This is a genomic window from Vibrio penaeicida (assembly GCF_002933855.1).
In the GTDB taxonomy this organism is placed as follows: Bacteria; Pseudomonadota; Gammaproteobacteria; order Enterobacterales; family Vibrionaceae; genus Vibrio; species Vibrio penaeicida_A.
Genome location: NZ_BFAQ01000009.1, coordinates 1 through 25514, shown reverse-complemented (window position 1 = coordinate 25514; position 25514 = coordinate 1). Strand labels below are relative to the sequence as shown.

Sequence of the window (25514 nt, the reverse complement as noted above, 5' to 3'; positions counted from 1 at the left end):
AAATAGAAGCAGCAGATAGGGCTTTGAACCCTGCACATTGAAGTGGTTTGAGTATATACTTAGCGCATAAGCTTTTATTCCCATAGACTTATGAGCCTCATTAAAATTCGTGCTGGCCAAACATCCGATTTGGAAGTACTCAATGATTTTATGTATGAACTTCACGATTTTCATCACAAAGTCACCCCAGAATTGTTTAAAACGGCCGAAGACGTTGAGCAAGAAAAAAGCATTGCTCGCTATCTCGATAACCCTGAGTGTTTTGTTTATGTCGCTGTGCATCCAAAACACGGCGTAGTTGGCTTTATTTCAGGTCACTTCTGCGAATTACAATCTTCTATTATGAAACCTGTGCAAATGGGTAGCATTGACGAAATGTATGTTGAGCCAGAGTTTCGTAAACAAGGTATTGCGAGATTTCTCTTCTTGCGGTTGGAGCGTTCTTTTCAAGACTGTGGGGTGAAACAAATGTTTGTAGAAGTGTGGCAGTTTAATGAAGCTGCCTTAAACTTTTATAGCAACTTGGGATTAGAGCATCATATCCATTGGATGCGAAAGCCTCTAATCGATTCTTAATTTTAGGGATTACACATCGTGACATTTTGTCGTCTGTTTTCATGTTTCATTTTTCTAGTATTCATTTCCTTCACCAATTTTTCCGTATTTGCGAGTGCATCAGCTAGCACGGAGTCTCAGAAATACAAAGGTGCACTATGTTTGATTGCAAGCCATGATGGACGCATTGTCATGGTGCGAGAAGCCATCACTGGGCAGATCTCAATCCCTGGTGGTCATGTCGAAGAAGGGGAAGATCCTGCAAAAGCGGCAGAACGAGAAGCTTGGGAAGAGTCAGGTTTGGTCGTTACTGCTCTTGGAAAGTTAGGCGTTTTAGGTAATGCGGCTTTATACGATTGCGTATCAGATTCTCCCATCGTTGCATTCAATCATACTGATGAAGCTGGTCATCACATCGTTCCGGCGTGGTTTGCACCTCATTATGGTATTGAAACCAAACAAGTGGTGCTTGCGAAGGTGGGCGAAGTAAATAAGGCGACGTACCGATACCCGTCTCAAATAGAAGCTTTGCAATACTACTCCGGAAAAGCGACAAGACAAAAAGTGGCGTACATCGATGATATTGTCGAAGCAGCGCCTCCGATTCACCAAGCGGAAATTAAGTACATTAAAGCACTTCAAGATGGCGTTTTAAGTGCTCCGCCAGCATTGGTTCCCTATATCCATGCCTTTCTCTATGTTGGAGACACGCTAGCAAGTCCTTGGATGCTGATTTTGTTAATACCAACGGCATTTATGGTATTTGGGCGTTACTTTGGTGCGGAATTGCTCTTCGCTGTGGTCAGTGTGGCGATTTTGGCTTTGGTTGCACAAGTTGGAGTAGGGTTTGCTCGTCCTCACGCCTTTATGCCGGAATTGATGCTTGGCGACACGTTTGGGTTTGGTATGCCGAGCATGACGAGTGCGCTCATGGTTACGGTGTTAGGTCTATTTTATTTGCATGCTACTCGTGAATACCCAATTGAAGTAGTACGACGTTACCTACCGTCGATTATCACTATTGTACTGTTCCATGGTGTGTCTAGTGTTTACCTTGGGGGGCAATACTTCTCAGACGTTTTGGTTGGTATTGCACTTGGGGCAATGGCTGTTTGGCATTTTAATCGGCTAGATAAAAAAGACGAAGTTCATGTGGGGCAAATTTTAAGCAGTGCGTCTGTTTGGTGGGTAGTCGTTGTTTTTATCGCAGGCTTGGCGACATTGTGGCCACGACCTGACTTTGCGAATTGGTTTGCCACTTCGATTGCTATTGCCGCAGTTTTTACTTTCTTAAAACCCAAAGTGGAATCTCGTCATCGCAGCGTCAAACATTTAGTGAGTGTAGTCGCCGTGTTAGTGTTCACCAATTTGTTGTTTGGGGTCGTGCAGGGGATTTTGAATTACAGTTCCATCATTGCTCTGACTTTGGAAGCGCTTAGGTATCCAATCCTTGTTCTGATATTTGCAATAACCCAGCTTCGAGTTGGCAAAGACCAAAAAAATTAAACTACTCACCGCTTTAAAATAGGATCTTACGAGGTCCTATTTTTTGTGTTCTTTACAAACGCTGGTATGTTTTACAGAAGTGCGTATAATCCGGCAGTTTGCTGTTCGCTAGGCGGTATTTGCTAGGCAGTAAACCCCATTAAAATTCCGGATTAAGAAGTGTTGACGTTTTGAGTAGCCAGTACAAAATCAACGAAATGTTTGAAACCATCCAAGGTGAAGGTACTTTTACAGGGGTGCCTTCGGTGTTTGTTCGTTTGCAAGAATGCCCTGTAGGGTGTGCTTGGTGTGATACAAAACAGACATGGGAAGCCGAAGAAAAAGATTTGGCGCCTATTGGCGATATCATGGTGAAAACAGAAGATTCTCCTACATGGTGTTTTGTTTCTGCTCAGCAAATTGTTGAGCAGTACGAATTACACGGGTTTAGCGCTAAGAACATCGTGATAACTGGCGGTGAACCGTGCGTGTACGACTTGGTGAACTTAACAGAAGCTTTCGAGAAAATTGGTTGTCAATGTCAGATAGAAACCAGCGGAACCTTTGAAGTAAAAGCGACAGATTCAACTTGGGTAACGGTTTCTCCAAAAATTGCGATGAAAGGAAAGCTACCTGTTCTTAAGTCCGCATTGGAACGAGCCGACGAGATAAAGCACCCAGTGGGAACTCAAAAAGATATAGACCAGCTAGATGAGCTGATCGCCAGCGCTAACGTGTCTGAAAAAACGACGATAGCCCTTCAGCCGATCAGCCAAAAGCCAAGAGCAACAAAACTGTGTATCGATACCTGTATCGAACGAAATTGGCGTCTCTCTGTTCAAACTCATAAATATTTAAACATTGCTTAAGGACGTAATATGAAAAAAGCCGTTGTCGTTTTTAGTGGTGGTCAAGACTCCACAACTTGTCTTGTTCAAGCGATAGAAGAATTTGATGAAGTACACGCGATTACTTTTGATTATGGTCAGCGTCATAAGCTTGAAATTGAAGTGGCAGAGAAACTAGCAAGTGATTTAAAGATTGCGGCTCATAAAGTTATGGACGTAAATTTACTGAACGAGCTAGCAATCAGTTCCCTAACTCGTGATGACATTCCAGTTTCACATGAACTGCAAGACAATGGGTTACCTAATTCATTTGTTCCCGGTAGAAACATCCTTTTCCTCACGCTAGCTGGTATTTACGCTTATCAGATTGGGGCAGAAACTATTATTACTGGGGTATGTGAAACGGACTTTTCTGGTTACCCTGATTGCCGCGATGAGTTTGTAAAAGCGATGAACAAAGCGCTTGTCTCCGGTATGGATAAAACTCTAGAGATTAAAACCCCGTTGATGTGGTTGAATAAGGCCGAAACGTGGGCAATGGCCGATCAATACAAGGCACTTGATCTTATTCGCCAGAGCACTCTGACCTGTTACAACGGGGTTGTTGGTGATGGTTGTGGGGATTGCCCTTCCTGTGATTTACGCTCGGCTGGGCTGAATGAGTATTTAGATAATCGAGAGTCCGTTATGCAGTCATTGGTTTCGAAGCAGGGTGAGGAACGTTATCAATAGGGTCGGTATACGCATCGACAATACAGTTTCTGCCATTTGTTTTAGCTTGATATAACGCTTGATCTAGTATCGAATACAAAATATCAAAGTCACTGAGCTTTTCTGATGTTGCCAGATAAGAAAAGCTCGCTGTTAAACTTAGTGACTGATGATCTTCCGACATAAAATGACTGATTTCAATTGTCTCTCGCATTTTTTCTACGCGGTGCCAAATTTGATCTTCCGAAACGTCGCTCAATAAAACTAAAAACTCTTCTCCTCCAATTCTTCCCATGCAGTCCTTTTCTTCGAGCTGTTCCATAATTGTTTTAGCAACGTGCTTCAACGCGATGTCCCCAGTTGGGTGACCATAGCTATCATTAATATCTTTAAAATTATCTAAATCAAAAAGGACTAAAACGTGTTTGTGGTTACTTGAAGAGGATTGCGGGTGCCTGCGGATTTTATCTAGGATAGTTAATCGGTTGAATGTATGTGTAAGAGAGTCTTTTTCGGCGGTCTGTCTTGTTCTTTTATTGGCATACAAGATGCCCCCAATAATAAAAAACAGAACAACCATAAACATTCTGTTCATCATGTCACGCTGCGTTAGATTATCTAGCTGGTGTTTTTGTTCGGTATTTTTCAAAACCAACTTCGAATTTTGAAGCTCCTCTTCTAATTTACTTTTACTTAAATCTAAGGCTTCAAAAGCGTTTTGATTTTCGATGTCACGCTTATTGATTTCGAGTGAATGAAACTGTTTGTAATGCTCTAACGCTTTCCCATACCCGCCTGTCTGCTCATATATTTGTGAAAGTAAAGAATGTGCTGAAGCTTCAAATAAAGGCAATTCATCATTTTGAGCAATTTTTGCAGCGGTTTCTGCATATTCAATTGCTACATTGTAAACCTTTCTCGCGAGGTATTCTTCACTGAGGCTCAACGCTATTTTAATCTTCATTTCACGGTTATTTTGCTCGGCGGCCATATCCATTGCTTGATGAAGGTAAGCGTTACTTAAATCATGATGACCTAATTTTGTATTGAGTTTGCCTAAGCTTATGTAGGAAAGGGCGATTCCGTACTGATGATCGAGCTCCTTTAATATTTCCAATGAATTTTGGAAAAACTGCTGCGATTTATCAAACTGGTCAGTAGTGAGATAAAAATTACCGAGGTTGTGCATTATCTGAGCTTGCGCTAGTGGTAAAGTGTTTGGCTCGCTTCGCAATTCAAGTGATTTTAAAAGGTACGTTTCGGCTTCGCCGTATCTGCCCATATCAACAAGAAGGTTGCCTATATCATTATAATTCCCTGAATTATCATGGTAAGGCTTGGAGTTTGAAATGATTTCAAAGTATTTGTCTAAAGCCGTTTTATAATCTCCGAGGTACGAATAGTTGTTAGCGAGTAAGCGGTAAGCAACCCTAAGAGGTATAAATGGGTCTTCCATTTGCTCTAAGTGGCTGACGACGGAAGCGCAGTAAAATTTCGCACTGTGGTGTTCGCCCATTCGGCTGAGTAGTAAGCACAACTGGTATTCAATTAATGTACGGCTTTGATAGTCGTGAGTTACCTTGGTTTGATTAATCAAGTTTTTAAGCTTGGCATAAGAAGCCTGGTTGTTACCACTTGCTTCGTCGTTGAGTGCTTCAATTAGCGTGTGTTGAAATTTGTCGAAGCTGGTTGGAACATCCGGTAATTGGCTGTAGTAAGGCTGTTTACGGATAGAATAAAATCGGAAAATTTGCGTCGAGATATAGAGCTTTTCAGCATTGTCAGGAAGTATGATATGACGCTCTTGAAGCATCATTAATGCAGCATGTTCGTTAGTTTTTAATTGATTAGCATACAGCTCATTCCAGCTCTCGCGATCAAACGCAGAAGCAGTAAAGGTGACAAGTGCGGTGATAATACTAGCGAGGAGATTGCTCTTTCTCACTTATGCTCCCGAGTGAATATTGAATAAGGGAGTTATTGTACGTATGCAGACATATGAAAATAGTACAAATGTCACCTTTTGAAACAGAAAATGAGATTTGTGCAAAAGAAAAACTGAATTAGTGAAGTGAGCCGAAAATAACAGGAATTAACCTATCTAAAATCATTATCTTTGCAATAGGAATTAGACGTTTTTAAAATGTAAAAAAGCCCAGCGATATTAAATTGCCAGGCTTAAAATTTTTGAACAGTGACTATCTGTTAAAGGTAGAGCTTCGCGAGATCCGAAGGTTCTAATTCTTTACCTTCCAAAGTTGCATTCCAATTTGTTCCAATTAAGACGCCATCTTCAGCTAGTGTGATCAGCCAGTCTTCGACAAAAATATCTAATGGGATTTCCAATACTTCAAAATCGGCCCATTCTTCAACATTGTGTAATTCTGCATCTTCACGAGAAGACCAGAATGGCATTACTTCACTGCTTTCAAACTCTGTTGAATCGCAAGCTAGCCAACCCTCTTCATTTCGTAAGCCCCAAACCAACTTGGTCTGCTTGGTTTCTTCAACGAATAGTTTTAGGTTAGATTCGATGTCTGAAGTTAGTTTTGTCATCGGGTTATCCAATAAGATTAATAAATTCGCCGAAAGGGTAGCACTTTCCACGTATTTTGACACGGTAAAGATGGAAAAATAAAAAAAAGCCAGATTCGTTAGAATCTGGCTTCTATTCGGATATAGACCGTTATTTTTTCTTAGTAGTAAATATGTTCCACTCGTTGATAACGGAACCTTTATAACCTACTACAGTGGCGACTACGCGGCGGTTTAGCGCATGGCTAACCTGGCTTTCACCTAAATCATCCAGTACAGAATCACCAAAACCGATTGTTTTGATACGAGTGTGGCTAACACCATAGCTAACTAACGACTCTCTCACAGCCTTAGCGCGTCTTTTCGACAAATCTAGGTTGTGTTCTGCGTTACCCGTTTTGCTTGCAAACCCCTGCAGTTCTATAGAAGTTTCAGGGTACGCATCTAGAAACTCAGCCATGGTTCTAATTTGGGTAATGAATGCAGGTGTAATTACATCGGAATCATTTGCAAACAATACTTTAAGCTGCTTTTTCTCTTCTGACTCGATGTATGTCTCGCACCCATCGTTATCGACTTGAGATCCCCGTGGTGTGCCTGTACATAGGTCACGAGCATTAACCACTCCATCATAATCGTCGTCGCTAAGATCTGCGACCTGATCAGATTTGGGCATTTCGATGTAGTCGTATTCATCGTTCTGATTAGCATGAACTTGCCAAGATAACGCAAGCAGAGCGGAACACGCTATTGCTAGAAACTTCATTAACTTCAACCTTAATATTCTACAGATTCTTTCCACTCATCTGGAATTTCAACCAGAAGAGAGTCAAGCAGTACGCCAGAGGCATTCATTACACGATATTTAGCTGACTGTTCGGCATAATGAGCATCAATGTACGCTTTACGGGCTTCAAACAATTCATTCTCGGTATTCAGCAAATCGAGAAGAGTACGTTTACCGATTCGATATTGCTTTTCGTAAGCAATAACGGTTTCAGCAGCAGAATCTACGTGGTCAGCCAAAAACTCTTTTTGTTGTAAAGTCAGGTCCAGTGCACTCCAAGAAAGTTGTAAGCTCTCTTTGATAGTACGGTAGGTTCTGTCTCGTAAATCTTTCGATTTATTCAACTGGTATGCGGCACGTTCAGAGTTTGCAGTATCAGAACCGCCATTATATAGGTTGTATCGCATACGAAGCATAGCACTTGCTTCATCAGCTTGACCACGTACGCCGCCAGCATCTTCACGCCAAGTACCCGAAGCTTCAAATGAAAACGTAGGGTAGTTTACGCCTTTAGATTGATCGTATTGGAAGCGTGCAGCATCGACATCTGAAATCGCTATCTTTATTACAGGGTGACTCTGATATGCGTGATTTATGGCATCTTCAAAAGTAAGAGGTATAGAGGTTTCATCAGCACGTGGGAAAATCAAACCTTGTGGCGTTTGACCAACTAAACGTGTGAATTGAGTGTGAGCATCAAAGATATTGTTTTGAGCTGCAAGCAAGTTACCATGTGCTTTTGCTATACGCGCTTCAACTTGAGATACATCGGCAACAGAACCAATTCCCGATTCCGCTCTGCGCTTTATATCTTTATATATCTTCTTGTGGACTGCCAAATTACTTTCTGATAGCGCCAATATTTCTTCAGACTTGACCGCTTCGAGATATATCTGTGCAACTTCAAGCGCTTTGTCTTGCGCATTTGCAAGGAGTTGAAGCCTCATTGATTCAGCTTCAGCAGCTGTTCTATCAATGTTATTTAGTGTTGAAGAACCGTCCCAAATTAATTGAGTAAATGTTAGTGTGGCTTCTTTTCTGGTTAAATCTGTTGTTTCGCTGTTTTCGGGAGCAGGGTTTACGTGCTCAAATCCGATTCCTGCATCCAAATCCAATTTAGGAAGGTATGCACCAGAAGCAGCCTCGTTATCTTTTCGATAACTCATGTAGTCACTAAATGCACTCTTAAGTTCTGGGTTGGTGGCGAGCGTAATGGCCACGGCTTGCTCCAAAGTTTGAGCAGAAACACTTGTGGCGATCGAGCCCGCAAGTAAGCAGCCTATGGCACCTATATAACGTCCTTTCACTTTACCTCTCCAGTTAAGTTATTTCTTTATCTATATGTATTTTATCGTAATTATAATCTCATTTATGAGATGCATGCAAAATACAAATAAATGAGTGAGCTACATATTGCGGCATTTGTCTTCTATAAGCTATTGAATGTTTTCGAAGACAATAAGTTAAATAGTGTCATTCTCACTTTTGAAACTGATAAGTGTTAATAAATACATATACTTAAAATAGTCAAATAATATCGGTTGAGATAAATAGAATCCAATAAAAAACATCGATTCTATAAGCTTTTAAATAAATTATAGTTGCTTATTATCTCGGCGCTTATCAGTTCATTTAAAGTCGCGCAATTAGTCATTAGTGCGTGATGGTTTGCTTCTCTGGGAGTCGTAAATATGGCCGCTTTTTCTCCTTTATTTTCTGCGGGCTTGTCTGCATTGGGTAAAGTTATCGTAATAGACGCTCGGGGCGATTTAAAAATTGTTTCTGAAGATTATGCACTTTTACCCGGTGAGGTCTTTGTAACTATAGATGACGAGATTGTCCTTGCTGAGCTCCCTACGAAAGAGGTTGAACCGGAACTTTCAACGGATATCGACCAAATATTGGCGACAATTGAGTCCGGTCAAGACCCCACATTACTCGTGGACTTTGCTTCTGCCGCTGGGGTCGAAGCCCCATCACAAGAAAAAATGTTAATTATAGATATTGCGGGTAACATCAAAATTGTACCTGCAAATACGGTATTGCTTGCAGGGGAAATCGTTCTGCAGGATGAAAGTGGGTTATTACTATTCTCAGAGAGCGATTTACCAGCGACTTCTATCGTTGGTGATAATGGTGAGCTGATTGCTCTCGATACAGACCCAGAAATTGATCAAATATTTGCTGCATTAGAGGCTGGAGAGGATCCGACTCAAATTGAAGAACTTGCTCCTGCTGCTGGTGGGGGTGCTGGCGGATCGTCAATTGGCTTGTCTGGTGAAATCGAACGAACAGATGCACAGGTTTTAGCATCAACATCTTTCGATACGTCTGGAATACAAAGTCAAGGTTTATCTGAAACACAGAGCCTTTCTTTGCTCAACCTTTTGCAGATCGCAGCGATCAATCAATTACCTTCTGCTCAAAACTTTAATGCTGCTTTGGATGAAGATACGTCTATCGTTGGACAAGTATTGGCGACAGATGCAGACCTTCCATCTGGAGCAAGCCTGACTTACTCAACAACGTCGACTGCTGTTGGTTTAACTTTTAACACCGATGGCAGCTATACGTTTGATGCATCAAGTTATGATTCACTGTCTGAAGGTGAAGAACTGGTTATTACTATTCCTTATACTGCGACAGATAATTTAGGTGCTTCTGGCTCTGGTACTTTAACGATAACAATAACCGGCACAAATGATGCGCCTGTGGCACAGGCTGGATCTTTCTCAGTAAACGAAGATGAGACCTTCTCGGGGCAGATGGACGCGACCGACATCGACCTGCCAGCGGGTAGCGTTTTAGACTTCACTATTACCGACACAATTGAAGGGCTGACCTTCAATAATGATGGATCTTATACCTTTGATGCCAGCAGTTACGATTACCTGCAGGAAGGGCAAACATTACAAATACCAGTTGTAGTAACGGTAACCGATGAAGTCGGCGGGACTGATACAACAACGCTGACCATTACTATTGTGGGTACTAATGATGCGTCTGTTGTGTCGGCAGATACTCGTACTCTGACTGAAACAAACAGCGTCCTTACCTCCTCTGGCGCATTGACCAGTACTGACGTTGACGGTCCAGACAATAGCTTTACCGCAAACACCATTACGAATGATTTTGGTACTTTTACTATTGATGCTAATGGTAATTGGACGTTTTCATCAAATGGCGCGTTTGATCATCTTCGCCAGGGCGAAGAAGCAAGCTTCATTTACCCGGTAACCACCACAGATGGAACGGAGACCACGGTTACTATTACGATTCAGGGTACAAATGACCTTCCTGTTGTTGAAGAGCGGTTAGGAGGTTGGATTCAAGAAGATGAGACTACACCAATTGTAAAGAACTTAGTTGTTCAGGATCCAGACAACACGAATCACGATTTTGAAGTGGTGGGTGGAATTGACCCTGCTGACAGCGTCGGCGTATTCAAAATTAACTCAGATGGCGTCTGGACGTTTGAACTGACTCCGGGTAAAGCTGATTACTTAAAAGAAGGGCAGAAGCTATTTGAAACCTATCTGGTGAAAGTTACTGACGAAGACGGTGGTGAAATCATTGTTGAGGTTACGGTTGGCATCGTTGGTACTAACGATGCTTCAGTCGTGTCCTCCGATTCGGTAACTTTGGTAGAAACCGATAGTGTATTAACATCCTCGGGCACCCTGACTAGTACAGATGTTGATGGACCAGACAATAGCTTTGTTGCCAACAGTATTACCAATGACCTTGGCACATTCACCATTGATGAGAACGGTAACTGGACGTTTACAGCAAGCAGCACGTTTGATCATCTAAGAGTTGGTGAAGAAAAAACATTTACCTACCCAGTTACCACTGCGGATGGTACGGAAAGCTCGGTGACTATCACCATTCAAGGCACGAATGACCTTCCTGTTGTTGAAGAGCGTTTAGGAGGCTGGATCCTTGAAGACGATGCTGGGCAACTCGTTAAAAACCTCATTGTTCAAGACCTTGATAATGACAATCATACCTTTGAAGTTGTCGGCGGAATTGACCCGGCAGACAGTGTTGGCGTATTCAAAATTAACTCGGATGGCGTCTGGACGTTTGAACTGACACCAGGTAAAGCTGATTATCTGAAAGAAGGTCAGAAGCTTTTCGAAACTTATAAAGTGAAAGTGACCGATGAAGATGGCGGCGTAACGATTGTTGATGTAACAGTCGGTATCGTAGGTCAAAATGACGCCGCTGTTGTTTCTTCAGATGTTCGAAATCTGGTTGAAACAGACAGCGTACTTTCTACGTCAGGTACATTAACCAGTACAGATGTAGATGGACCAGATAACAGCTTTGTTGCCAACTCCATAACCAATTCTCTTGGTACATTTACGATTGATGAGAACGGTAGCTGGACGTTTACGGCTAGTGAGACCTTTGACAGCTTACGAGTAGGAGAAGAGCTTTCTTTCACTTACCCGGTTGAAACTACCGACGGCGCAACTAGCTCCGTTGAAATCATCATTCAGGGTACGAACGATCTTCCTGTTGTGGAAGAACGCTTAGGAGGCTGGATTCTTGAAGATGACTCTGGGCAACTCGTTAAAAACTTAGTTGTTCAGGACCTAGATAATGATAACCACACCTTTGAAGTAGTAGGAGCGCCAGCAACTGTCGTTGGTACTTTTGCTATCAATAGTGACGGGGTGTGGACGTACGAGCTAACTCCGGGTGCGGCGGATTACTTAAAAGAAGGTCAAAAGCTCTTTGAAACCTATCAGGTGAAAGTTACTGACGAAGACGGTGGCGTGACGATTGTTGATGTCACTGTTGGTATCGTTGGTCAGAATGATGCCGCTATCGTTTCTTCCGACTCCGTTACGCTTGTCGAAACAGACAGCGTTCTTACATCCTCCGGTACTCTAACCAGTACAGATGTAGACGGACCAGACAACAGTTTTGTCGCGAGTTCCGTTACCAATTCACTCGGAACGTTCACCATTGATGAAAATGGCAACTGGACATTTACAGCAAGCAGCACTTTTGACCATTTAAGAGTGGGCGAAGAGGCGACATTTACTTACCCGGTCACTACTACCGATGGGGCAACCAGCACGGTCGAAATCACGATTCAGGGGACGAATGATCTTCCGGTGGTGGAAGAGAGACTGGGTGGCTGGATTAGTGAAGATGAAACGACACAAATTGTCAAAAATCTTGTTGTGCAAGACTTGGATAATGACAACCATACTTTTGAAGTCGTCGGTTCTGTCCCTGGTGCTGTAGGTACGTTTGTCATCAACAGTGAAGGTGTCTGGACTTATGAGCTGACTCCAGGTGCAGCAGACTACCTGAAAGAGGGGCAAAAACTGTTCGAAACCTATCAGGTGAAAGTCACAGATGAAGATGGTGGTGTAACCATTGTTGACGTCACCGTAGGTATCGTCGGTCAGAATGATGTCCCTGTAATTGATTCGACCATTAGTGTGACAGGTAGTGTTGCAGAAGATACGATGGGCAGCAGTGTGGCGACAGGTCAACTTGTGGCGACAGACCCAGATAATGATACGGCTCCAAATACGGATCTCACTTGGTCTGACATTACAACCAATCCATCTCAATACGGCAATCTTGTTCTCGATTCTGGAACTGGCGAATGGACGTTCCAGATAGATAATACGCTACCAGCAGTTCAAGCCTTGTCTGAAGGTCAGTCGGTGACTGAAACCTTTACTGTTCAGGTGAGTGACGGGATGGGAACCGATACCCAGGAAGTCGTCATTACCATCACGGGCACAAACGATGCGCCTGTCGCTCAAAACGCATCTGTCGGTGTGGATGAAGATGCGGGCATTGCTGGTAATGTGACGGCGACAGATGTCGATCTTCCTGCTGGCTCTTCTCTGAATTACACGACAACATCTACTGCAACTGGGCTGACGTTCAATTCAGATGGCTCTTACAGCTTCGATGCTTCCAGCTATGATTCGCTGTCGGAAGGCGAAACTCTGGTCATTCAAGTTCCTTACACTGCGACGGATGAACAGTCTGCCGTTAGCAATACGGGTATTCTTACCATTACGATAACCGGGACAAATGATGACCCTGTTGCCGAAGCTAAAGTGGTCAACGTTCAGGAAGACGCTTCAATCAGTGGTCAAATGACGGCAACTGATATCGATTTGCCTACAGGGGAGTCACTGACATTTGGTACCACCAGTACTGCGACAGGGCTAACTTTTAATTCGGATGGTAGCTACACGTTCGATGCCTCTAGCTATGACTATCTTCCTGCGGGGCAAGTACTTGAAATAGTCGTGCCTGTAACCGTGACCGATGAAGCGGGTGGAACCGCAACCACCACCCTTACCATCAAAGTAACGGGGACAAACGATGCTGCCGTTGTAGACAGCGCGACCAAAACGTTACAAGAGACAGATGCAGCGCTCACAACTGGCGGTACTCTAACCAGCACGGATGTCGACGGCACAGACAATCGATTTAATGCGTCCACAACTAATGGAACCATAGGTACATTCTCAATTAATGCTAATGGTGTCTGGACGTTTGTTGCTAGCAATGCCTTTGATGAATTAAACGTTGGCGACAAAGTAGAAGAAACTTACAACGTCACAACCGAAGACGGAACACCTACGACTGTTACCGTAGTCATTGAAGGTACAAATGATGGTCCGGTGATTGATGGAACAACAGGCGTTTCTGGAACCGTTAAAGAGGATGTAGCTGCAAGTGCAACTGCAACAGGAACTCTGATAGCAACCGACCCGGACAACGATACCGATCCAAACCAAGATATGGCATGGACAGACGTCACTACAGGCTCTCCGACTTATGGCAGTTTCTCGATAGACTCAGGCACAGGTCAGTGGACCTATCAAATCAACAATTCACTAACTGCCGTACAGTCGCTTGCCGAAGGGCAAACCGTGACGGAAACCTTTACTGTTCAAGTGAGCGACGGAAGCGCAACGGATACTCAGGAAGTGACCGTCACCGTAACGGGGACCAATGATGCCCCTGTAGTAACGGGTGGTAAGTTTTCAGATACAGTCACCGAAGACACTCAAACGACCGCTACCGGTGCCATCAGTTTTACAGATGTTGACACCATTGACGTACACACATGGACGGTTAGTGGTGGTGGAACGGGAACATATGGGAACCTAACCATCGACAACAACGGCAACTGGCAGTATGTGTTGGATGCTGTGAAATCAAACAGCCTGCATGAGAATCAGCAGGAAACGGAAACTTTCACTGTTACTTTGAGTGATGGGAAAGGTGGAACCGTTTCTAAAACCATCGAAGTTTCAGTGGTTGGTAGCAACGATCTACCGACTGTAACCGGTGGAACAAGTGGTGATGTCGAAGAAGATAACTCTTCACTTCAAAAAGCAACAGGCACGATAGCGATACAAGACCCTGACGTACCTGATAGCACAGAGTTTAAACTGCTCGGTAGCGATACTCAAACCTACGGCACATTTAAAATTGACGCTGCGACCGGTGAATGGGAATTCGATATAAACAACACCGCTGCGCAAGCTTTGGCTGAAGGTCAGGAAGTCACGCACACGTTCACCGTTGAAATTACCGATGACTACAATGGCGTCATTACTCAAGACGTTGTGATCACCATAACGGGTGACAACGATCAGCCATTTATTTCAGGTACACAGTCTGGGGACGTAAAAGAAGACACTACTCTAACCACAACAGGTTCACTGGATGTGGCGGATGCCGATGTGATTGATACTCACACTTGGACGGTGAGTAATGCTGGCGTGGGTAAATATGGCTCCATTTCTATTGATGCAAATGGAGACTGGACGTATACCCTAAACAACAGCAGTAAAAGAGTGCAGCGACTGCTTGAAGGACAGGAAGAACATGATTTCTTCACTGTAACCGTGAACGATGGTAATGGTGGAATAGATACCAAACAAATTACCATTGAAGTTACGGGTACAAATGATATCCCACGTATGACAGGTTCAAGAGTGGGTACGGTAACAGAAGACGGAACCCTATCTGTATCAAAGAGATTAAAACCTGGCGATGCGGACCAAAACGATACTCATACTTGGGAAGTGACTCAGTCTCATCCTAGTAGCTTAGGTACATTCAGTGTCAATGCTTATGGTTGGTGGACATTCACTCTCGATAATGACAAAGCTGACCATCTTGATGCAGGTGACACTGTTCGGGAAGAATACTGGGTGAAAGTCACTGATAGTGAGGGAGCTTCAACCACTAAAAAAGTAGTGGTGACGATTAAAGGAACGAACGATGCTCCGGCTCTTGATGGTGATTTGTTAGGCACAGTAACGGAAGATACTCAAGTGACTACATCGGGCACATTACTCGATGGTGACCCAGATGCCGATGACACTCACACGTTTGCAGTATTGAATCCTAAAGGGCTGTTTGGTGAATTGACGATGAATCCCAATGGTAATTGGGATTACGTGCTAACAAATTCGAATAGCCGAGTACAGGCGCTTGCCGTAGGTGAAACGTTAACGGATACCTATCGGGTGACTGTAACGGATAGTCATGGAGAGAAAACAGAGAAGAACCTTGTTATTACCGTTCAGGGTAATAATGATGATCCTACGATAACGGGTAAAATATCGGGCACAGTGATTGAAGCGACTACTGGTCAGCAAGAAGCGGAGGGGCAGCTTACCGCACTTGATATCGATACAACGGATACACACACTTGGAAAGTCTTGGCTCCGGCGGGCACATTCGGGACGCTTGCCATTGACGAGAATACTGGAAAATGGACATACCAACTCGATTCAACCAAAGACGCGACGCTTAAATTAGACGCGGGTGAAATAGCTCAGGATACATTCATTGTTGAAGTGGATGACGGTAATTTAGGAAAAACCACTCAAGAAATCACCATCAATGTGGTGGGGACCAACACAGATCCTAGTATTATCGGCGACGATACTGGCAGCATAAAAGAGCTTGCAGGTACGGGCACGCCACCAACCCCTAATACCACGACAGGCACATTAGAGTCTGGCGATCCTGATGGGAGTGATACACATACCTGGATCGTTGTCGACCCATCCGGTAGCTATGGTTCTCTTTCTATTGATGGCAATGGTCAATGGACGTTTACTCTCAATGATTCATCTAATTCAGTGAACCAATTAGATGAAGGCGACACCGCAACTGATACGTTTACAGTGCGAGCGACAGATAGCTTTGGTCAACAAAGTGAATCTCAAGTAGAGATAACCATCACAGGCACCAATGACGCACCAACACTCTCAGGTAGCCAGTTGTCTAAAACGATCACAGAAGATGGAGCAACCGCTGTTTCCGGTCAGCTTCAATCGGGGGATCCGGATAAAGATGATGGTGCAGAGTTTGGTATATCAGGTCCCCCTAACGCTGGAGAAGGAACATACGGCGTTCTTGTTGTAAACCCAACAACAGGTCAGTGGAGTTACACCCTAAATGATGCGAATTCAACCGCCATTCAACAGCTTTCACCAACCACAAGTTTGACGGAGACGTTTACGGTATTTGTCGAAGATGATGCGGGAGAAAAAGTAGAGAAAACGCTGACTATTACGATTGCTGGAACCAATAATGAGCCAGAAATTATCGGTGATGTTGCAGCAACGTATACCGAAGATAGTGGTTCAGGTACGAGTGTCTCGTTGACCGGAAATCTTGATATACAGGAAATCGATATTGATGTTGCTGATGGGACAGATACGGATACTGTCGATACAGTTAAGTTTGCTGCTGCTACGTTTACGGGTAATTTAGGTACGCTGACTGTTGATGAAAATGGTCAATGGGAGTATTTGATCAACAATGATTCTCCGCAAGTTCAAGGCTTGCGTCAGGACGATACTTATGTAGAAACATTTACCGTACTTGCTGAAGACGAATTTGGTGCGATTGTGAGTAAAGATCTCACCATAACCGTCAAAGGAACCAATGATTTGCCTGTAGTGAGCGGCGATGATGATGGCACAGTCACAGCAACGAAGTCTGAATCCGCAAAAGGTATGGTTGTTGCCACAGATGTTGATTCTCTTGACGATGTTAAAGAATGGACTGTTGTAGACGGCGATGGGACCTACGGAACCTTAAGTATCGACTCTGCAACTGGTGAATGGATTTACACTTTAGATGCAGGAAAAACAATGCCTGCAACAAACGCCACTGCCGATGACGTATTTTATGTCCAAGCGAAAGATCTAGACGATGGTTTGTCAGCACCTTTCCCGATTGTTATTAAAGTGCAAGGGTCTGGCTTCCCGCCAGTTGGAGATGGTGGTGCACCAAACAACGATCAGCCAGACATTGTCGGAGATATCTCTGGCTCTGTGACCGAAGACTCTCTTACTTCTGAGTCTGGTCAGCTAATAGCCAGTGATCCTGATGTCGCGGACTCGCATACTTGGAGTTTAATTAATAGTGGCGGCACTGCCGAACCTGATAACAAGCTTGAAGGCACATATGGTACGTTGGAACTCAATCCAGCAACCGGTAAATGGCACTATATTTTAAATAACAATGATCCGTTGGTTCAAGCATTGGAGCCTGGGCAAGTTGTTCAAGAGACGTTTACTGTAAAAGTGACGGACTCTTCAGGAGAATCCAACGACTCAGATACCCAAACTATTACGATTGATGTAGTGGGGAGCGCTGATCACGTTGAGGTAACCAACCCAGTTATAGAAACGGCACAAGTTGTTGAAGAAACAACGGAAACGGATTCAGGAACACTTACCGTACCAGCAGGGCTCGGTACAGGAACATGGCACTTGCCAACGGGTGAAGGTCAATACGGTACATTAACCCTTGATTCATCAGGGAACTGGAGCTATAACCTCAACAGTTCAAACGCGGCTGTCAATCAACTAAAAGAAGGTGCAAAACTTACCGAAACCTTCGAAGTCGTTGTCGTCGATGAATATGGAAAGACCACTGTTGACGCAAGTGGTAATCCAATCAAGCTTCAAGTTGAAATTGATATTACAGGCACTAATGACTCACCAAACATAACGGGTGAACTGACTAGTAGTATTGCGAATACTGATGACGACGGTAAAGTCGCTGGATCGCTTAATTCTGGTGACCCTGACGTTGGTGATGTACATGAGTGGCGACTGCCGAATGAGACAGCAGCGAATGAAGAGCAAGGATCTTACGGGAAGCTGGTTCTTAATTCTGTTACCGGAAGTTATGAATATCAGCTAGATCAAAGTAATGCGACGGTTCAAAACTTAGGGCAAACAGATACGCTTACAGAAACTTTTGATGTCATTGTTCGAGACGCGCTTGGGCTTGAGTCTTCGGAAACTATCACAATTACCGTTACAGGTTCCAATGACGCTCCGGTAATTTCTGGTGATGTTTCTGGAATGGCAGAAGAAAACAGTAGCACGCCAGCTTCAGGAAAATTGGATGCGACGGAATCCAATTCTGATGATTCAGCTTCCTTTATACCAAAAGAAGGGGCTAATGCGCTTCAAGGGACGTACGGAACATTCGAGATTGATGCTGCCGGAAACTGGGTTTACAACTTATATAACGGGCAACCTCATGTCGAGAAGCTTTCGCCGGATTCATCTGTAACGGAAACCTTCGTGGTAACAGCGGTCGACAGCTTTGGCGTGACCACTCGTGAAACTGTGACTGTGACTATTACGGGGACGAATGACGACCCTGTCATTTCTGGTGACGCAACCGGCGTTGTTGCGGAAACGGCAATCACTACAGCATCTGGAAGTTTGGTAACGGCAGACGTCGATGAAGCAGATACTACGAGTTACAGTGTAACTACGGCATCGTCATACGGGACAATGACAGTTAACCCTACTACAGGCGTGTGGGAGTATGTTGTCGACAGCAACAACACAACCGTGAATAGCTTAGGAAAAGGCTCTTCAATTGTAGATACAGCGGTTGTGACCGTTACCGACAAATTCGGCGGTACTGATACCATGACCATCAATATCACCATCAATGGTGAAAATGATGCTCCAGTTATTGTGGGTAACCTTCCGTCAGACACTGATGCAACCGCTCAGGAAGAATCTGCAATTACGGTGACAGGTCAGCTCAACTCCGGTGACCCAGATGTCTTAGATACTCCTGACTCCCATATCTGGGAGGTGCTGAATGACAATTTTCCATACGGAAGTATGTCTATCGACCAGAGTGGAGAATGGACATTTGATTTGGACAATAGTCATTCCGACATTCAAGAGCTGGGTGCAGGAGAAGAAATTGTTATTGAGTATCAGATTAAAGTGTCTGATCAACATAACGAGAGTGATACGCAGACTGTTTCAATCACAGTTAAGGGAACCAACGATACTCCAATCGTGAGTGGTCCACTGACAGGCAGTACATCCGAAGACGGAACGTCAAGCGCGACAGGTGATCTGAACGTGAGTGATGTAGATGTGAACGACACACATACTTGGAGTGTGAGTGGTAGTGATACGGGCACATATGGTTCTATTACGGTAGATGCTAATGGCGTATGGACCTACACGCTAGCAAATGGTTCGGATGCCGTACAAAATTTGGCTGCTGGACAGACAGAACAAGATACCTTCCAGATCAGCGTTTTTGACGGTACTGAAACGGTAACAAAAACCGTAACAATCGATGTACAAGGAAGTAACGATACACCATCAATTACCGGTGACGTATCGGGTGGAATTTCTCAAGATTCAGCTTCAACTATCACTGGTGACTTGAACGTATCAGACAAAGATTTAACGGATACGCACTCTTGGTCGCTAGTTGGTAGCGCTACTGGTCAATACGGTGAGATAACACTTAATGCCTCTTCAGGTGAGTGGGAGTACACCGTTAATAATGCGTTGCTTGGCAGCGATGCATTAGGAGAAGGTGAGACAGATACTGAAACCTTTACTGTGCAAGTATCTGATGGAAATGGCGGTGTAACTAACCAAAACGTCGTTATTACAGTATCTGGTAGAAATGATGCACCAACGGTAACTGCTGTTAATGTTGCAGGTACAACAACACTTGGGTTTACAGCGTTAGCGTCTGGAAGCCTTACAGCGTCAGATCCCGACTCAAATAATACTTCTCTACTTTGGTCTGTATCCGATCCGAACGGAACATATGGAAACCTTAGTATCGACCAGTCTGGGATGTGGTCTTACGTTATTGACGAAACTAAACCCAATGCATCTGACCTTATTAGCGGCGTGACAAAAACGGAAACCTTCACAATTGAAGTTGAAGATTCACATGGTGGCATTTCTACTGAAACAGTGACTGTAACGGTTAACGGTGCGTTGTTCAGCGGTTCTATTACTACGGGTAATGACATACTTATCGCAACCGATGAAGATGAAATTATTTATGGTGATCCGAAAGGGAGTGGTGTTGCTTCTCAAGATTCTTTTGTATGGCAACCTGGCTCATTAAGTTCGCCAGCGGGGCACGACATAGTTCGAGAGTTCGATGCTAACAATGACCAGTTGGACATTAGCGCAATCGTAGAAGCAGATAACTTGCTAGGGCTTTCTACGTTAGCATCCAATATTGCTCTCTCAGAAAATTCTGGCAGCAGTGTACTTACCATAAGTGATGTGAGTGGTGTGATTCAAACCATCGAATTAGAAAATGTTGGATTGAGCGAGTTACTGGACCACGCCTCTCCAAATAGCTTATCTTCTGAAGAAAAAATTGAACGTATGCTGGATAACGGGAGCTTGGTTGTAAGCGATAATATAGGTGACAGTAGCGCTAATACGATCGGTGGTGGAATCTTATCTGACAGCTTATTTGGTTTATCTGGAGATGACATTCTTGATGGTGATAGTGATTCAGATATTCTTGTGGGCGGTAGTGGAAACGATATTTTAACTGGAGGCAGTGGGAACGACTTGTTTATCTGGTACAAAGGAGAAACAGATAGCGCCTCAAGCCACGACCAGATTACTGATTTCACCTTATCTACAGATACCAGTATCGGAGATAAGATGGACTTAAGGGACATCTTGCCTGATTCAGTAGATGGCAATGATCTTTCTTCACTGCTTGGTCATATTTCCGCATCTGTTTCTAGTGATAGCTCGACTCTGGAGCTAGTTGTAACGCCTGAATCCGGAATGACTCAGGCTATAGATGTAGTCATCGGAAATGCTGGTGATTATGGTTTATCACTAACTTCTACCTCAAGTGAAATAGTGAATGAACTTATGAATCAAAACGCTTTTAAGTGGGACTAATGTAATAAATTTCCTATTTTCAAAGGGCTGGAATTCTCCAGCCCTTTTTTATTTCTGCTAATTCAACAATTAAACGCATTTGTACACATAAGATACTTCTTTAGTATTTTTAATACTTATCTAGTACTTTGTCTGACTACATATTGATGAATAAAAGTGGTGTTTCGTTTCCTACATAAGAATACTTTACGTTTACAACGAATCTTTGAACATTATAGCTCGACCGAAAGACATAGATAGAAACTGACTTATTTGTGAGAAACTGCATTGATTCTGATTGGGAAGTAAAATCTATTTATAATCAAGTGGATGAGATTGAATCGAAAATCTTAAGTAGATCTTAAGCAAGAAAAAACAAAACGTGTCATTAGTGAGAAAATGCTCTCTTTTGTGAGAAAATATAATAAATAATTATTTTCTCAGTCATACGAGAATAGAGCAAAAACGGATCATTAGAGAGATACTTGTCAATATAGCTCTTTCTAAAAATGTCAGTGTTGGAATTAATTTTTTAGAAAAATAAACTTTCAGTACAAATTTGGTTGTTTAATCATCGATTTAATTTCAAATTGTTTAAAATGATTGGAAATGTAATTTAAAGGCTCTCAACTTTGAGAGCTGGCTCATAAAGTACGCAGGGACTGCAAAGAGATATTGAATCAACTAATGGGTTTTGTGGAGTTAGTTCCATATAGGTGGTAAATTATTAGATTAACTAATAAAAATCTAATGCGTCATACTTTCTGGCTTGTAAAGGCGCAACGAATAACTTTGGGGTTAGCATGGATTCTATTCAATCTCTTTTGTCATCAGCGATCGCAGGTATCACTCAATTAATTGTTATCGATCAAGAAGGTAATATTCGAGTGGTTCCAAAAGGAACACCATTACTTCCAGGAGAAGTTGTTTTTGCAGCAGATGATGTGCAAGAACAAGGTTCCGCAAAAGCAAGTATTGTTGATAATGATCAGAACTTGAATGAGTTGGAGCTTGATGAAGATATCCAAGACATCTTTGCTGCGTTAGAAGGTGGTGATGACCCTACCCAGTTAGGGGATGAATTTGCAGCTGCTGCAGGTACTGCAGCTTCGGGTTCGAGCTTAACGACTTCTGGAGAAATTGAACGAGTTGGTGCTCAGTCTATTGCCCAAACATCCTTTGATACAGGCAGCCTAGAAAGCCAGGGGCTGTCTCGAACCCAAAGTTTAACTTTATTAGAATCCTACCGAATTTTACTTACGACAGAGCCTAGTCCAGAAGGCGCGCCGACTTTATCCATCCCAGAAGCTATTAACTCAGTTAACGCAGAAGAAGCACAAGATGGTGTTGATGTTCTCGTAACTGTTCCTGCAGGTACAACCATTGAAGATACTATCTTCCTTGAAGTATCAAGACCTACTGGTGGTTCTGTCTTTATAGAAGTTCCTGTTCCTGATGACTGGGATGGTTTCTCTCCAATAGTCGTGACTATTCCAGCAACGGATTTGACAACAGACGGTGATTACACTGTTACCTCTGAAGTTGTTAAACCAAATGGTGATTCAACTTCAACCAGTTCGCCTATCACCTTTGATCTTGATACTACGCCTCCATCTACACCTATTGTAACGATTGAAGATGATCTCAACGACGACGGTTTGCTCGCGGATGATGAACTAGAAGGGCAAGTCACTGTTACGGTTAGTATCCCATCAGATGCAGAAGTTGGTGATGTGCTTTCGGTGACGGGGCAACCTGACACTATTATCACCCAAGAAATGATCAATAACGGTGCGATTTCTTTTGAATACGATCGCCCAGAAGATGGCGAATCACTGAATATCACGGCGACGGTGACCGACCAAGCAGGTAACACCTCAGCTGAAGGCAGTGATAGCGTTGTTACTGAAGATAACACACCGACAGGTGCACCTGTTGTCCAAATATTGGACGATGCGAATGATGATGGAATCCTAACCTCGGATGAAAACGATGGGACAGTGGATGTCAGAATTACGCTTCCTGAAGGCATTAAAGTCGGCGATACGCTAAAAATCACTGGGCAACCCGATCTAATCATCAACCAAGAACAAATCGATGTTGGGTTTATTACCGTCTCATATCCAGCTCCAGGTGAAAATGAAACTCTTACTGTAAATGCCACCATTACTGATACATCAGGTAATGTTTCAGCGGAAGGAACAGACTCCGTTACTGGTGAGAATATCAATGATAACCCAGTCATCGCGGACGAAAATGGGAACCCACTTGGTGACTCTTTGAGTGTGTCGACGAATGAAGACACCCAAGTTGGTGGAAGACTTACGGCGACAGATGCCGATGGTGACGTGTTAACTTTTGCAAAAGGAACAGAACCTTCTAACGGCATACTAACCGTAGATGCTGACGGAAATTGGTCTTATACACCTAACGAAAATTACAATGGTAACGACAGCTTTACTGTAATCGTAAGTGACGGTAATGGTGGTACAGATACGATAACTGTGAATGTTGGTGTTGCGGCTGTTAATGATGATCCAACAGCAACAGCAGAAACAGCATCAGTCAATGAAGATGCGACGGTTAGTGGACAAATTGAAGCGTCGGATGTCGATCTCCCTGCTGACAAATCGTTAGTATTTACAACAAACGAAGTAGTGAAAGGACTAACACTTAATTCAGATGGCACATATACCTTCGACGCAAGCGAATATGATGAACTGAAAGAAGGGCAAGAACTTGTTATCACGGTACCAGTTACTGTTGAAGATGACGCAGATGGTAATACAACGACTTCACTTACCATTACCGTTATTGGTAGCAATGATCCTGCTGATGTGACTGCCGATGTAGCAAATTTGACGGAGTCTGACTCTGTACTTACTGCAAGTGGTCAACTTGAAAGCACTGATCCAGATGGTAATGACAACACATTTAAAGCGACCACTATTAGCGGCACATATGGTGTATTGACGCTTCAAGCAGACGGTAGCTGGAATTTTGAATCTCACACTGCTTTGGATGAGCTTGGGGCGAATGATCAAGTTACAGAACAGTTTGTCGTAGAAACGGAAGATGGAACGAAATCAACCATCGATATTAATATCCAAGGTACTAACGATGCTCCTTCCGTGGAGTTGCAAACACATATTTGGATACTTGAAGGTGATACATCAAAAACAGTAAAAAGCCTGACAGTTAACGATGCTGATGCAAACGACAGCCATACTTTCACTGTTCTTTCTCAACCAGACACAAGTCTGGGTGATTTTGAAATGCGTGCCGACGGCAGCTATACATTCGTTATCACAGACACTGAAGGCGCAGATAAGCTGCCGGAAGGTTATAAGCACAATGAGACATATCAAATTGAAGTAAAAGATTCTCAAGGTGCAACCACTATTGTTGATGTTACGGTAACGATTACTGGTACAAATGACGCTGCTGAAGTGACATCGGCAACTAAAACATTAACAGAAACCGATGGTATTATAAGAACGAGTGGCACGTTAACGCACACAGACGTGGACGGTGCGGATAACACATTCAAAGCCGATACGATCGAAAGTGATATCGGAACGTTGTACATTCATAAAAGTGGTGAGTGGCAATTCAAATCAAGCAGTGCATACGATCACCTAGATGAAGGGGAGTCTGTAACACACACCTTCAATGTCTTTACCGAAGACGGTACTCCAACAACAGTCAAGATTACAATTGAAGGCACCAATGATGCCCCAGTTGCTACCGCAGATACTGCTACAACTCTAGAAGACAATTCAGTAACCATAGATGTATTGGCTAACGATACCGATGCAGAAGACAACCCTCTATCTATCAAAGAGGCATCAGTTCCAGCGAATCAAGGAACAGTTGAGATTGTAGATGGGAAAATCGTATTCACCCCAGCCGAAAACTTCAATGGCGAAGCCACGATTACCTATACAACCACGGATGGAAAGCTAGATAGCGAACCTACAACTGTGAAAGTAACTGTTGAAGCGGTTAATGATGATGTAGGCGCGGTGACAGATTCAGATGCCAATGATAATACAGTTGCTGAGAATGCGGCAATAGGAACAGAAGTCAATATTACAGGTCTTGTTGTTGATCCTGACGGTCAAAAAGTAACTTACTCACTTACTGAGGATGCAGACGGCTTATTCGTCATTGACCCAGAAACTGGTGTCGTAACCGTAAACGACGCTCTCGACCACGAAACCTCTGATTCTCACACTATTGAAATCACTGCAACCTCAGAAGACGGCAGCAAATCTAGCCAAACATTCGTTATCAATGTCAGTGACATTGATGAGATAGCACCAGAAGCGCCAGGCGTGGAGATCACAGAAGATACGG

10 protein-coding genes are annotated in these 25514 nt (G+C 43.4%); 6 read left to right on the top strand and 4 right to left on the bottom strand.

The features are described from left to right. Positions 1–90 precede the first annotated feature (90 nt). The 4 genes from VPNCDNU1_RS02975 (at position 91) to queC (ending at position 3620) form a co-directional block, all read left to right on the top strand. The gene (locus VPNCDNU1_RS02975; protein ID WP_104398986.1) at positions 91–576 is read left to right on the top strand and encodes a GNAT family N-acetyltransferase; all 486 of its coding nucleotides are present in this window, start codon (positions 91–93) and stop codon (positions 574–576) included. Positions 577–717: 141 nt separating this feature from the next. Beyond that, on the top strand, positions 718–2061 hold the full coding sequence (locus VPNCDNU1_RS02970; protein ID WP_145959432.1) for a bifunctional NUDIX hydrolase/phosphatase PAP2 family protein: 1344 nt from the start codon (positions 718–720) through the stop codon (positions 2059–2061). Between the two features lie 197 nt (positions 2062–2258). After that, positions 2259–2909 (top strand): 7-carboxy-7-deazaguanine synthase QueE, encoded by a 651-nt coding sequence (queE, locus tag VPNCDNU1_RS02965; protein WP_104398984.1) that lies wholly within the window; start codon positions 2259–2261, stop codon positions 2907–2909. A 9-nt stretch (positions 2910–2918) separates the two neighbouring features. Beyond that, positions 2919–3620: a 7-cyano-7-deazaguanine synthase QueC gene (queC, locus tag VPNCDNU1_RS02960; RefSeq protein ID WP_104398983.1), complete on the top strand. Its 702-nt coding sequence runs from the start codon at positions 2919–2921 to the stop codon at positions 3618–3620. Here queC and VPNCDNU1_RS02955 read toward each other — a convergent pair. The 4 genes from VPNCDNU1_RS02955 to VPNCDNU1_RS02940 all read right to left on the bottom strand — a co-directional run bounded on the left by VPNCDNU1_RS02955 (position 3574) and on the right by VPNCDNU1_RS02940 (position 8204). Then, positions 3574–5544: a GGDEF domain-containing protein gene (locus tag VPNCDNU1_RS02955; protein WP_104398982.1), complete on the bottom strand. Its 1971-nt coding sequence runs from the start codon at positions 5542–5544 to the stop codon at positions 3574–3576. The two genes, queC and VPNCDNU1_RS02955, sit on opposite strands and share 47 nt — an antisense overlap. A 260-nt stretch (positions 5545–5804) precedes the next feature. Then, the gene (locus tag VPNCDNU1_RS02950) at positions 5805–6155 is read right to left on the bottom strand and encodes a DUF2750 domain-containing protein (RefSeq protein WP_104398981.1); all 351 of its coding nucleotides are present in this window, start codon (positions 6153–6155) and stop codon (positions 5805–5807) included. Between the two features lie 130 nt (positions 6156–6285). Further along, the gene (locus VPNCDNU1_RS02945; protein ID WP_104398980.1) at positions 6286–6900 is read right to left on the bottom strand and encodes an OmpA family protein; all 615 of its coding nucleotides are present in this window, start codon (positions 6898–6900) and stop codon (positions 6286–6288) included. A gap of 11 nt (positions 6901–6911) precedes the next feature. Next, entirely contained in the window at positions 6912–8204 is a 1293-nt protein-coding gene (locus VPNCDNU1_RS02940) for a TolC family outer membrane protein (RefSeq protein ID WP_101114507.1), read from the bottom strand. 408 nt (positions 8205–8612) lie between these two features. Between VPNCDNU1_RS02940 and VPNCDNU1_RS02935 the strand changes: the two genes are divergently transcribed. Together VPNCDNU1_RS02935 and VPNCDNU1_RS02930 are read left to right on the top strand one after the other, a co-directional pair. Then, entirely contained in the window at positions 8613–21176 is a 12564-nt protein-coding gene (locus VPNCDNU1_RS02935) for a VCBS domain-containing protein (RefSeq protein ID WP_104398979.1), read from the top strand. Between the two features lie 782 nt (positions 21177–21958). Beyond that, the coding region (locus tag VPNCDNU1_RS02930) for a VCBS domain-containing protein (RefSeq protein ID WP_145959431.1) at positions 21959–25514 on the top strand (3556 nt) is incomplete at its 3' end.